The sequence below is a fragment of the Mycobacterium bourgelatii genome (assembly GCF_010723575.1).
Lineage (GTDB): Bacteria > Actinomycetota > Actinomycetes > Mycobacteriales > Mycobacteriaceae > Mycobacterium > Mycobacterium bourgelatii.
The window spans coordinates 600,372-612,648 of the sequence record NZ_BLKZ01000002.1; the positions used below are offsets into that span (position 1 = coordinate 600,372).

Here is a 12,277-nt window from a genome sequence, read left to right on the forward strand (position 1 = left end):
CTCATACCCTCCCGGCTGGTGGTCGATCACGTTGGGCGAGTTCGCGGCTGGCGTCGAGATAGCTCATCGCCCCCCGCGAACCGGGATCGTAGTCGATGATCGTCATGCTGTAGCCCGGCGCTTCGGACACCTTCACGCTGCGCGGGATCACGGTGCGCAAGACCTTGCTGCCGAAGTAGCGGCGCACCTCTTCGGCCACCTGGTCGGCGAGCTTGGTACGGCCGTCATACATCGTGAGGATCACGGTCGTGACGTCGAGTTGAGGGTTCAGATGCGCCTTCACCATCTCGATGTTGCGCATCAGCTGCGACACACCCTCGAGCGCGTAGTACTCGCACTGGATCGGGATCATCACTTCCGGCGCGGCGACGAGCGCGTTGATGGTCAACAGGCCCAGCGAAGGCGGGCAGTCGATGAAGACGTAGTCGAAGTCGAAGCTGTCCAGCTCGGCTAGTGCTGTGCGCAGGCGGTTTTCGCGCGCCACCATGCTGACCAATTCGATCTCGGCGCCCGCGAGGTCGATGGTGGCCGGCACGCAGAATAGGCGCTCGCTGTGCGGGCTACGACGCAGGGCCTCCCCCAGCGAGACCTCGCCGAGAAGCACCTCGTATGACGACGGCGTGCCCGACTTGCGGTCGGCGATGCCCAGCGCCGTGCTGGCATTGCCCTGCGGGTCGAGATCGATGACGAGTGTCTTGAGTCCCTGCACGGCCAGTGCCGCGGCCAGGTTCACCGCGGTAGTCGTCTTGCCCACGCCGCCCTTCTGGTTCGCGACCGTGAAGAGTCGGCGGCGTGAAGGTCGGGGCAAGGGGTCATGCGCCGTATGGATGACGCGCATGGCGCGCTCTGCCGCAGCGGCGATAGGGGTATCGACCTCGGTCGATGTTTCACGTGAAACATTCACCGGGGAATTGTGCGTCGCTTCGGCGGCTACCGCCACCCTGACCTTTGCGCCACTCATGCTGTCGTCCCCTTCGCGACTCGGTTGGGTGTCCGTCGCGTCGGCCTGCCATGTCGCGCTACCACCACGGTTGCGGGTGGATCCAAATAATTCGCGCCACATGTGACCACCCTGACATCGACGGCTCCCATTGCTTCCATCACACGCCGGTACTCTTGCACTTCCTCGTGCGCACGCTCCCCCTTGATCGCCAGCATCCGGCCGTCCTCCTTCAGCAGCGGCATACTCCACTTCGTCAGCTTGTCGAGCGCGGCCACCGCCCGGGATACGGCCGCATCGAACTTCCCCAGTTGCTTCCGAACGGCCGCGTCCTCGGCGCGCCCCCGTACGACAGCAACCTCGAGTCCAAGATCCGCCACTACCTCACCGAGGAACTCACTCCGCCGCAACAGCGGCTCGAGGAGCACCACCCGGAGATCGGGGCGGGCGATCGCCAGCGGGATCCCCGGTAGTCCGGCCCCGCTACCGATATCCACCACCCGCGCGCCTTCATCGAGGAGTTCGGCGATGGCGACTGAGTTCAGCAGATGTCTGTCCCACAGCCGTTCGGCTTCACGCGGACCGAGCAGGCCTCGCTCCACCCCCGCGGTCCGCAGCCAGCCGGCATAGCGTTCGGCAAGGTCCAATCGGTCACCAAAAACCTCCGCTGCGTCCGGAATGACATCTGGCACCGCTTCTCCCGTCGGCGGAGCGGGAGTCGCCGGCGGCCCTCCGGCCGAGCCATGTTTCACGTGAAACATCTCCGCTCTGCTGCCCTGGGAACTACACGGATGTAAGTCTGTTGCTCGTCGTTACGGATCGATCTCGATTGCGGCGCGCCTCAGTCACGCCTCAGTCACGCAGGATGACCACGCGCCGCGATGGCTCGACGCCCTCGCTCTCGCTGTGGACGCCGGGCACCGCCGCGACCGCATCGTGAACTATCTTCCGCTCGAAGGGCGTCATCGGCGAGAGCTCCTCGCGCTTTCCGGTCTCTGCCACCCGCCGCGCGACCTTGTCACCCAAGGCGGCCAATTCTTCGCGGCGCCGGCGTCGCCAACTCGCGATGTCCAGCATCAGGCGGCTGCGCACACCCGTCTTCTGATGCACCGCCAGCCGGGTCAGTTCCTGCAATGCGTCCAGCACCTCGCCCCCGCGGCCCACCAACTTGTTCAGGTCGTTGCTGCCGTCGATGCTCACCACCGCGCGGTTGCCCTCGACGTCGAGGTCGATGTCGCCGTCGAAGTCCAGTAGGTCCAACAGCTCTTCGAGGTAGTCGCCGGCGATTTCGCCTTCGGCCACCAACCGCTCTTCGAGATCGGAATCCTCGACCGCGCCGGCCGCCGGGGCCGCGGTGTCTTCCTCGGGTGTGGTCGCCGTCAAGTCGGCGTCGAGTTCAGTGGTGTCGGCTTCAGTCATTCTTTCTCCCTCTCCACAGGTATTCGCGTTGTCGCGATGCTTTTCTCAAGCCTTCTTCTGGCGGTGGTCCGACACTTCTTGGGCGGCGCGGGTAAGTCGCCGCCTCGGGGTCAGCGTTTGCGTTTCTTGTTCGGCCGGGCCCCGGGTCGGGGGGTTCGGTTAGTCGGACCGGTACTGCGTCCCGTCGGCCTTTCCGCTTTGGATTTCGCCCGCACTTCGGTCGGTTGCTCGTCGACATCCCCCGCGGATGCGGAGTCCGTGTCGCCCTCGGTCTCCCCCGCCGGCTCGTCGCCTTCACTCGTCCGAGCCGCTTTGGCATTCCGCTTGGGCTTCGCGCCGGGTGCCGGAGCATTCGCCGCGCGACGTTCCAAGGCCTCCTGCTTCTTGGCCTCTTCTTCCTTTTCGATCATGCCGAACACATAGTGCTGCTGACCGAACGTCCAGATGTTGTTGGCGAACCAGTACAGGATGATGGCCAGCGGCAGGAACGGTCCCCCGACAATCACGCCGAGCGGGAAAACGTACAACGCCATCTTGTTCATCAACGCCGTCTGCGGGTTGGCCGCAGCCTCCGGGCTCTGCCGGGCCACCGATGCCCGACTGTTGAAGTACGTCGCAACGCCGGCCAGGATCATCACCGGAACGCCGACCGCAATCACAGCCAGCTGGCTGTAATGCTCGAACGCGTCCAGCCCGCCCTTCTGTGTCATGGACGCCCCGATCGGAGCGCCGAACAAGTTGGCCTTCAGGAAGTTCTGGACGTCCGTCGCGGTGAACACATAGTTGCCCAGGCGAGCATTCTGTTCGACCGTCAGTTGCTGCAGTCCGATTCCACCGGTCGTCCGGTTGAACGACCGCAGCACGTGATACAGGCCCAGGAACACCGGGATCTGAGCCAGCATCGGCAGGCAGCCCAGGATCGGGTTGAACCCGTGCTCGCGCTGCAACTTCTGCATCTCGAGCGCCATGCGCTGACGGTCCTTGCCGTACTTCTTTTGCAGTGCCTTGATCTGGGGCTGCAGTTCCTGCATCTGGCGAGTGGTGCGGATCTGGCGCACGAACGGCTTGTACAGCAGCGCCCGCAACGTGAACACGAGGAACATCACCGACAGCGCCCAGGCGAAGAAGTTCGACGGCCCCAGCACAAAGCTGAACAGCCTGTACCAAGCCCACATGATCCATGACACCGGGTAGTAGATGAAGTCCAAGCTGAAGAAATCAAACGACAAAAGACTCGTTCTCCCCTCGCGCCGCTGGATCAGCCCAGCGGGCATCTGCTAACTCGTGACGCTCCGGTATCGGGTCCCATCCTCCCCGGTGCCAAGGCCCGCACTTGGCCAGCCGGACCGCGGCCAACCAGCCCCCGCGAAGTAGTCCGTACTCCGTGAGCGCGTCGACCGCGTACTGACTGCAGGTAGGCACAAAGCGACACGACGCCGGTCGCAATGGCGACACCATATGGCGGTACAGCTGGATAAGAAAAATCAGCCCCCGCACTACTACGGCACCGGCGGACCGCACCGCACGCGTAGGGCTGGCCGTCGACAACGTCACCGGTCGGTACCCGCCGACTCGAACGCCCGTCGCAAACCGCCGCGCAACTGTTGCTCGAACCGCGCCGACGACACGTGCCGACTGCTCGGTAGCGCCCGGATCACCACCTGATCGCGCGGGTGCAAATCGTCCACCATCTGACGTGCAACGTGACGGAGCCGACGAGCCACTCGATGCCGCTCGACCGCGGTACCGACCCGCTTGGAGATGATCAGCCCAACGCGCGGGTGCTCCCCCGGTTCGTCGTCGCCGCCGCGACGAACATGCACGACAATGTCACGCTGAACGGCACGCACGCCGTGTTTCACCGTCGCGTCAAACTCAGTGGACCGCCTCATGCGGTTGCGCGCGGATAACACCGCTAAAAACCCGACGGTGCAATCAGGCAGTTAAAGAGCGGCGGCCCTTGCGGCGCCGGCTGGACACGATCGCCCGTCCGGCACGAGTGCGCATCCGCAGCCGGAATCCGTGAACGCGGGCTCGGCGCCGGTTGTTCGGCTGGAAGGTCCGCTTGCCCTTGGCCACGGGGTTCTCCTTGGTGTCTCTGGCATCACCGTCCGACCGCCAGCTTGGCTCGTCGGTCGAAGGTGTCTCGCTGCTGGCCGGCGCGGTCCCCGGAGTGGATCTCTGGGTCGCAGCCGTATCGCCGACTTTCGGGCGACTGTTTGAGGGTACTGACCAGCCTTCGGCAGGTCAAACCTGGTCAACGCCGGTCCGGCCCAAAACACATCCGTCCCAACCGATAACGCAGTGATCCCGCAGACAGTCCCGCAGGCGAAAAACTGGCCTCGAATGACAACCAACGGTTGGCAGCCGCACCGAAAACTGTTAGCTTCGGTCGGTGCGGTTTCAAGCCTCTCCAGACTTGAAACACCGGTTGACAACGAAGCGAGGATGGCAGATCGACTAGCTGCCCTGGCAACCGAACGGTTGTCGTCCAGCGCGGAGATCGCGAGCCGGTGCCGGTAAGGTACGGCGCGCTATCTTTGTCCCTTTCCACATCTGTGGATAACACTGTGGACAGTTGCATCATTGTCAACGGCACCTCGATTAGCGTCGTTGGCCGGCCGGGAGTTAAGCGAGAATCAGGGAGATGCGTCGTTGACCGATGACCCTGGTTCCGGATTCGCCACGGTGTGGAACGCGGTCGTCTCCGAGCTCAACGGTGATTCCACCAACGGGACCACGCTCACCGCTCCACTGACTCCTCAGCAAAGAGCGTGGTTGAACCTCGTACAACCGCTCACCATCGTCGAGGGCTTTGCTCTGCTGTCGGTGCCGAGCAGCTTCGTTCAAAACGAGATCGAACGCCACCTGCGGACACCGATCACCGATGCACTCAGCCGCCGGCTGGGACAGCAGATCCAACTCGGCGTGCGTATCGCGCCGCCGCCGCAGACCGACGACGAGAAATCGGCCGCACCCGAGCCGGACGCCGATGCCAACAACGACCCGACTGAGCGCGGCGAGTCCCTGGGCGGCACTCAGCAGGACTGGCCCTCGTACTTCACCGAACGTCCCCGCAGCACGGACACCAGTACCGCCAGCGGCACCAGCCTGAACCGCCGCTACACGTTCGATACCTTCGTGATCGGTGCCTCCAACCGGTTCGCCCACGCCGCTACGCTCGCGATCGCCGAAGCACCGGCCCGTGCTTACAACCCGCTGTTTATCTGGGGCGAGTCCGGCCTCGGCAAGACCCACCTGCTGCACGCGGCCGGCAACTACGCCCAGCGCCTCTTCCCCGGCATGCGGGTCAAATACGTTTCCACCGAAGAGTTCACCAACGACTTCATCAACTCGCTTCGTGACGACCGCAAGGTTGCGTTCAAGCGCAGTTATCGCGACGTCGACGTGCTGCTCGTCGATGACATCCAATTCATCGAAGGCAAGGAAGGCATCCAAGAGGAGTTCTTCCACACCTTCAACACGCTGCACAACGCGAACAAGCAGATTGTCATCTCCTCCGACCGGCCCCCCAAACAGCTGGCGACGCTCGAAGACCGGCTTCGGACCCGGTTCGAATGGGGGTTGATCACCGACGTCCAGCCGCCAGAGCTGGAAACCCGCATCGCGATCCTGCGTAAGAAAGCACAAATGGAGCGGCTCGCCGTTCCCGACGACGTGCTGGAACTCATCGCCAGCAGCATCGAGCGCAACATCCGTGAGCTCGAGGGAGCTCTCATCCGGGTCACTGCGTTCGCCTCGCTGAACAAGACCCCGATCGACAAGGCTCTGGCCGAGATCGTGTTGCGTGATCTGATCGCCGACGCCAGCACGATGCAGATCAGCGCGGCGGCCATCATGGCCGCGACCGCCGAGTACTTCGACACCACGGTCGAGGAGTTACGCGGGCCGGGCAAGACACGTGCGTTGGCGCAGTCGCGACAGATCGCGATGTACCTCTGTCGAGAACTCACCGATCTGTCGCTGCCCAAGATCGGCCAGGCGTTCGGCCGCGACCACACCACCGTGATGTACGCGCAACGCAAGATCCTGTCCGAAATGGCCGAGCGCCGTGAGGTCTTCGATCACGTCAAAGAGCTCACGACCCGCATCCGGCAACGCGCCAAGCGCTGAATCCCCCACATCCGCGCGCTTTGACGGTAATTTTTTCAAAAAACTTCTCCATCGCTAGTCACATCAGTCACAGCCTCGGGCTGTGGGCATCCTGTGGAAAACCACTCAATACTCGGGTGAAGAATCCGGCCCCTCGTCCACAGCGCCCGGTGTTCCCCAGCGCGGGCAGCTGAACCACACAGCTTTCCACGCCGCTATCCACAGCCCCGCCCGCCGCCTAGCAGCGACAAGACCAACGTGTCCCCAGGATTCACACCCCTTAATACTGATATTGAGATCTCTCCGTTATTCCTTCGTTGAAGAACAGCGCTGGGGACACCTGCTCAACAGGCGCCCTTCTCGGGACCAGTTGACCTGCGTGTCACCCCTAACGGGTAGCTTTCAAGTTCGGGCTAGAAGCTTTACGGTTGTTCTTCGACTGCAGTGTCGGCGTCGCGACGCAAGGTGTCATCGGCGCTCTGCACCGGGAGTCCCGAGCTAGCGTGGGGAAGCTAGCCCCTGGATTGGTACCCATCGTGAGGTGAAGGGACGCAATGGACGCGGCTACGACACGAGCTGGCCTCACCGATTTGAAATTCCGTGTGGTACGCGAGTCGTTCGCCGAAGCGGTGTCATGGGTGGCCAAGAATCTGCCCACCCGGCCGACGGTGCCCGTGCTCTCCGGAGTGTTGTTGACCGGTTCTGACGACGGTTTGACCATCTCCGGGTTCGACTACGAGGTTTCGGCCGAGGTGCAGATTGCCGCCGAAATCGCTTCTCCGGGAAGTGTTTTGGTGTCCGGGCGGTTGTTGTCCGACATCACCCGGGCGTTGCCCAACAAGCCGGTCGACTTTTACGTCGACGGCAACCGTGTCGCCCTGACGTGCGGCAATGCCAGATTCTCGTTGCCGACGATGGCGGTCGAGGACTACCCGACGCTGCCGACCCTGCCGGAAGATACCGGCACTCTGCCGTCGGAGTTGTTCGCCGAGGCGATCAGCCAGGTGGCGATCGCGGCCGGCCGTGACGACACGCTGCCCATGCTCACCGGCATCCGCGTCGAGATCTCCGGCGAGACGGTGGTTTTGGCGGCGACCGACAGGTTCCGGCTGGCAGTCCGAGAGCTGACCTGGACGGCGTTGTCGCCCGACGTCGAGGCGGCGGTGCTGGTGCCGGCCAAAACGTTGGCCGAGGCCGCGAAGACGGGCACCGACGGTTCGGAGGTTCGGTTGTCGTTAGGTGCCGGCGGCGCCGTCGGCAAAGAGGGGCTGCTCGGTATCACCGGCAACGGCAAACGCAGCACAACCCGGCTACTCGATGCGGAGTTCCCCAAGTTCCGCCAGCTGCTGCCGGCGCAACACACCGCGGTCGCCACCATCGACGTGGCGGAGTTGACCGAGGCGATCAAGCTGGTTGCGCTGGTCGCCGACCGGGGCGCTCAAGTCCGGATGGAGTTCAGCGAGGGCTCGTTGCGGCTTTCGGCTGGTTCTGACGACGGCGGACGTGCGGAAGAAGACCTCGCGGTGGATTTCGCCGGCGACCCGCTGACCATCGCCTTCAACCCGAATTACCTGACCGACGGATTGCAGTCGTTGCACTCGGAGAAGGTGTCGTTCGGCTTCACCACCCCGGGCAAGCCGGCGCTGCTGCGGCCGGCGACGGCTGACGACGAGGTGGCGAGCGGACCCGGGCCGTTCCAGGCGGTGCCGACGGACTACGTGTACTTGCTGATGCCGGTTCGGTTGCCCGGATAGGTGTATATCCGGCAGTTGGGACTGCGTGATTTCCGGTCCTGGGCCAACGCCGACCTCGAATTGCACCCGGGCCGGACGGTGTTCGTTGGTCGCAACGGCTTCGGCAAAACGAATCTCATTGAGGCGATTTGGTATTCGAGCACCCTCGGCTCACATCGGGTCGGGACAGACGCCCCGCTTGTCCGGGCGGGCGCCGATCGTGCGGTGATTTCGACCATCGTCGTCAACGAGGGCAGGGAATGCGCGATCGATCTGGAGATTGCCGCCGGGCGGGCTAACAAGGCTCGGTTGAACCGCTCACCGGTGCGCAGCACGCGCGAGGTGGTCGGTGTACTTCGCGCCGTGTTGTTTGCCCCCGAAGACTTGACGCTGGTGCGCGGCGATCCGGCGGATCGCCGCCGCTACCTTGACGACCTGGCCACGGTGCGCCGCCCGGCGGTTGCTGCGCTGCGCGCCGATTACGACAAGGTGGTGCGCCAGCGCACCGCGCTGCTGAAGTCCTTGTCCGGCGCGCGGTATCGCGGCGACAACAGCGCCTTTGACACGTTGGACGTATGGGACAGCCGGCTCGCCGAGTTCGGCGCCGAATTGATGGCCGCACGAATCAATCTGGTCAACGAGTTGGCACCCGAAGTCGAGAAGGCCTACCAGCTGTTGGCACCGGAATCACGTTCGGCGGCAATCGGTTACCGCGCCAGTACGGACGCGGTGACGGGCGGTTCCCCGGCCGGTCCCGGCGGTCCCGGCGCGGGGGCCGATCGCGAATTGCTGGAAGCGGCTCTGCTGGCGGCACTAGCCGCTCGGCGGGACGCCGAGTTGGAGCGCGGCGTGTGTCTGGTTGGCCCGCACCGAGACGACTTGGAATTACGACTCGGCGATCAACCCGCCAAAGGCTTTGCCAGCCATGGTGAATCGTGGTCATTCGCGGTGGCATTGCGGCTGGCGGCCTATGAACTGTTGCGTGCGGAAGGGAGTGAACCGGTGTTGTTGCTCGACGATGTTTTCGCCGAGTTGGATTCCGCGCGGCGCGAGGCCTTGGCGTCGGTAGCCGAATCGGCCGAGCAGGTGCTGGTGACGGCCGCGGTGCTGGATGACATTCCGCAGGGATGGGATGCCCGCCTGGTCCCTATCGATCTGCGAGACGGTGACAGCGGACGGTTTTCGGTGGTGACGTCGTGACGGACGAAAACGACCAAGTTGCGGGCGACGGCGAGAGCCTCGATGTGAACCGCCTCGCCGGCATCGATCTGGTCCGGCGGACGCTCGAGGAAGCGCGGTCGGCGGCTCGCGCCCGGGGGCATGACGCCGGCCGAGGATATGCGGGGCCGCCGGTGCCCCGCCGTGTCGCCGGGCAGCGGCGAAGTTGGTCGGGGCCGGGTCCTGACGTCCGGGACCCGCAACCGCTGGGCAAGTTGGCTCGTGATCTGGCCAAGAAGCGCGGCTGGTCCGCGCACGTGGCGGAGGGCACGGTATTCGGGCAGTGGACCTCTGTGGTGGGGCACCAGATCGCCGATCACGCCACCCCGACCGCGTTGAAAGACGGGGTGCTCAGCGTGACGGCCGAATCGACGGCGTGGGCCACCCAGTTGCGCATCATTCAGAGCCAGCTGCTGGCCAAGATTGCCGCCGCCGTCGGCAACGGTGTGGTGACGTCGCTCAAGATCACCGGGCCGGCGAAGCCATCGTGGCGGAAAGGGCCGCGACATGTCGGCGGCAGAGGGCCGCGGGACACCTACGGCTAGCAGCGGGGAGGACCCCGCGGTGGGCGCACGGCAGGGCCTTCGCACTGAACGTCTCAGAGCCGCTAGGACGAGAGGGAACCTCATGTCAACCGTCGGGACGCGCCCGGAATGAAGAAATCGAGCGCACGGCGCAATCAGATAGGTAGAAACGCCGCCGCAGAGTCGGTCCTGTCGGCCGGGAACGGTAGAGTGGTCTAGTGCGACCGCTGCGGTGACTGGACCGCTCGCATGCAACCCCAAGGAGAGCACTCGGACCGTGGCTGCCCAGAAGAAGAAAAACCCGTCCGGATACGGCGCAGAACAGATCACCGTTCTGGAAGGCCTCGAGGCCGTCCGCAAACGTCCAGGCATGTATATCGGGTCAACCGGTGAGCGCGGTCTGCACCATCTCATCTGGGAGGTCGTCGACAACTCCGTAGACGAGGCGATGGCCGGTTACGCCACCCAGGTTGATGTTCGGCTGCTCGAGGACGGCGGCGTGGAGGTCATCGACAACGGGCGTGGCATTCCCGTGGCGATGCACGCCACCGGTGCCCCGACCGTCGACGTCGTCATGACCCAACTCCACGCCGGCGGCAAATTCGGCGGGGAGAACAGCGGCTACAACGTCAGCGGCGGCCTGCATGGCGTCGGTGTGTCCGTCGTCAACGCGCTGTCCACGCGGCTGGAGGTGGACATCAGGCGTGACGGGTACGAGTGGTCGCAGTACTACGAGCGCGCCGCGCCAGGCACGTTGAAGCAGGGCGAGGCGACCAAGAAGACGGGGACCACGATCAGGTTCTGGGCGGACCCGGAGATCTTCGAAACCACCGAATACGACTTCGAGACGGTGGCGCGCCGCCTGCAGGAAATGGCGTTCCTGAACAAGGGTCTGACCATCACCCTCACCGACGAGCGCGTGCAGCAGGCCGAGGTTGTCGACGAGATCGTCAGCGACACCGCCGACGCGCCCAAATCCGCCGAGGAGAAAGAGGCCGAATCCAAGGCGCCGCACAAGGTCAAGCACCGCGTCTTCCACTACCCGGGCGGGCTGGTCGACTTCGTCAAGCACATCAACCGCACGAAGAACCCGATCCAGCAGAGCATCATCGACTTCGATGGCAAGGGTCCCGGCCACGAGGTCGAGATCGCCATGCAGTGGAACGGTGGCTATTCCGAATCCGTGCACACCTTCGCCAACACCATCAATACGCACGAGGGTGGGACCCACGAAGAAGGCTTCCGTAGCGCGCTGACATCCGTGGTGAACAAGTACGCCAAGGACAAGAAGCTGCTGAAGGAGAAGGACCCGAACCTCACCGGCGATGACATCCGGGAGGGGCTGGCCGCGGTCATCTCGGTCAAGGTCGCCGAGCCGCAGTTCGAAGGCCAGACCAAGACCAAGCTCGGCAACACCGAGGTGAAGTCGTTCGTGCAGAAGGTCTGCAACGAACAGCTGACGCACTGGTTCGAGGCGAACCCGTCCGAGGCGAAAACCGTTGTCAACAAAGCGGTGTCCTCGGCGCAGGCGCGGATCGCCGCGCGCAAGGCGCGCGAATTGGTGCGCCGCAAGAGCGCAACCGACCTGGGTGGCTTGCCCGGCAAGTTGGCCGATTGCCGCTCTACCGACCCGCGGAAATCGGAACTCTATGTGGTGGAGGGTGACTCCGCCGGCGGCTCGGCCAAGAGCGGCCGTGACTCCATGTTCCAGGCGATCCTTCCGTTGCGCGGCAAGATCATCAACGTCGAGAAGGCCCGCATCGACCGCGTCCTGAAGAACACCGAAGTCCAGGCGATCATCACCGCGCTGGGCACCGGCATTCACGACGAGTTCGACATCTCCAAGTTGCGCTACCACAAGATCGTGCTGATGGCCGACGCCGACGTTGACGGCCAACACATTTCGACCTTGCTGTTGACCTTGTTGTTCCGGTTCATGCGGCCGCTGATCGAGAACGGCCACGTGTTCTTGGCGCAACCGCCGCTGTACAAGCTCAAGTGGCAGCGCAGCGATCCGGAGTTCGCCTACTCCGACCGTGAGCGCGACGGCCTGCTCGAGGCGGGGCTCAAAGCCGGCAAGAAGATCAACAAGGAAGACGGTATCCAGCGCTACAAGGGTCTTGGCGAAATGGATGCCAAGGAGCTGTGGGAAACCACCATGGATCCCGCGGTGCGGGTGTTGCGCCAGGTGACGCTCGACGACGCCGCGGCCGCCGACGAGTTGTTCTCCATCCTGATGGGTGAGGACGTGGAAGCGCGCCGCAGCTTTATCACCCGCAATGCCAAGGATGTTCGCTTCCTAGACGTGTAATTGTCCGCGGTCGATTCGC

12 protein-coding genes are annotated in these 12,277 nt (G+C 64.2%); 5 read left to right on the top strand and 7 right to left on the bottom strand.

The window, feature by feature from the left end; translation table 11 throughout:
- Nucleotide 1: 1 nt before the first annotated feature.
- The 7 genes from G6N68_RS27720 to rpmH form a co-directional block, all read right to left on the bottom strand.
- A complete protein-coding gene (locus G6N68_RS27720) occupies nucleotides 2–961 on the bottom strand; it encodes a ParA family protein (protein ID WP_163719356.1) in 960 nt (319 codons plus the stop codon).
- Nucleotides 958–1,701 (bottom strand): 16S rRNA (guanine(527)-N(7))-methyltransferase RsmG, encoded by a 744-nt coding sequence (gene rsmG, locus G6N68_RS27725; RefSeq protein WP_163719357.1) that lies wholly within the window; start codon nucleotides 1,699–1,701, stop codon nucleotides 958–960. The genes G6N68_RS27720 and rsmG overlap by 4 nt, the downstream gene beginning before the upstream one ends.
- Nucleotides 1,702–1,792: 91 nt before the next feature.
- A complete protein-coding gene (locus G6N68_RS27730) occupies nucleotides 1,793–2,359 on the bottom strand; it encodes a Jag family protein (protein ID WP_163719358.1) in 567 nt (188 codons plus the stop codon).
- A 110-nt stretch (nucleotides 2,360–2,469) separates the two neighbouring features.
- Nucleotides 2,470–3,633, bottom strand: coding sequence for a membrane protein insertase YidC (gene yidC / locus G6N68_RS27735; RefSeq protein ID WP_163719359.1), 1,164 nt, complete (start codon nucleotides 3,631–3,633; stop codon nucleotides 2,470–2,472).
- Entirely contained in the window at nucleotides 3,578–3,913 is a 336-nt protein-coding gene (gene yidD / locus G6N68_RS27740; RefSeq protein WP_163719360.1) for a membrane protein insertion efficiency factor YidD, read from the bottom strand. The genes yidC and yidD overlap by 56 nt, the downstream gene beginning before the upstream one ends.
- A complete protein-coding gene (gene rnpA, locus G6N68_RS27745) occupies nucleotides 3,910–4,272 on the bottom strand; it encodes a ribonuclease P protein component (RefSeq protein ID WP_163719361.1) in 363 nt (120 codons plus the stop codon). The genes yidD and rnpA overlap by 4 nt, the downstream gene beginning before the upstream one ends.
- Before the next feature lie 22 nt (nucleotides 4,273–4,294).
- Nucleotides 4,295–4,438 (bottom strand): 50S ribosomal protein L34, encoded by a 144-nt coding sequence (rpmH, locus tag G6N68_RS27750; RefSeq protein WP_081968348.1) that lies wholly within the window; start codon nucleotides 4,436–4,438, stop codon nucleotides 4,295–4,297.
- Nucleotides 4,439–5,014: 576 nt separating this feature from the next.
- Between rpmH and dnaA the strand changes: the two genes are divergently transcribed.
- The 5 genes from dnaA (at nucleotide 5,015) to gyrB (ending at nucleotide 12,258) form a co-directional block, all read left to right on the top strand.
- Nucleotides 5,015–6,493, top strand: coding sequence for a chromosomal replication initiator protein DnaA (dnaA, locus tag G6N68_RS27755; protein WP_163719362.1), 1,479 nt, complete (start codon nucleotides 5,015–5,017; stop codon nucleotides 6,491–6,493).
- A gap of 533 nt (nucleotides 6,494–7,026) precedes the next feature.
- Nucleotides 7,027–8,226 carry a DNA polymerase III subunit beta gene (dnaN, locus tag G6N68_RS27760; RefSeq protein ID WP_163719363.1) on the top strand — a complete coding sequence of 400 codons (1,200 nt, stop codon included), beginning with the start codon at nucleotides 7,027–7,029 and terminating at the stop codon, nucleotides 8,224–8,226.
- The gene (gene recF, locus G6N68_RS27765; RefSeq protein WP_163719364.1) at nucleotides 8,227–9,405 is read left to right on the top strand and encodes a DNA replication/repair protein RecF; all 1,179 of its coding nucleotides are present in this window, start codon (nucleotides 8,227–8,229) and stop codon (nucleotides 9,403–9,405) included.
- A complete protein-coding gene (locus G6N68_RS27770; protein ID WP_163719365.1) occupies nucleotides 9,402–9,968 on the top strand; it encodes a DUF721 family protein in 567 nt (188 codons plus the stop codon). Before recF ends, G6N68_RS27770 begins: the two co-directional genes overlap by 4 nt.
- 256 nt (nucleotides 9,969–10,224) lie before the next feature.
- Complete coding sequence (gyrB, locus tag G6N68_RS27775; RefSeq protein WP_163719366.1) at nucleotides 10,225–12,258, top strand: DNA topoisomerase (ATP-hydrolyzing) subunit B; 2,034 nt, start codon at nucleotides 10,225–10,227, stop codon at nucleotides 12,256–12,258.
- Nucleotides 12,259–12,277 lie beyond the last annotated feature (19 nt).

Bases quoted from the DNA above. Each gene is read 5' to 3' on its own strand.
- rsmG (WP_163719357.1), bottom strand. From the start codon at position 1,701: ATGTTTCACGTGAAACATGGCTCGGCCGGAGGGCCGCCGGCGACTCCC.
- yidC (WP_163719359.1), bottom strand. From the start codon at position 3,633: ATGCCCGCTGGGCTGATCCAGCGGCGCGAGGGGAGAACGAGTCTTTTG.
- G6N68_RS27720 (WP_163719356.1), bottom strand. From the start codon at position 961: ATGAGTGGCGCAAAGGTCAGGGTGGCGGTAGCCGCCGAAGCGACGCAC.
- dnaN (WP_163719363.1), top strand. From the start codon at position 7,027: ATGGACGCGGCTACGACACGAGCTGGCCTCACCGATTTGAAATTCCGT.
- G6N68_RS27730 (WP_163719358.1), bottom strand. From the start codon at position 2,359: ATGACTGAAGCCGACACCACTGAACTCGACGCCGACTTGACGGCGACC.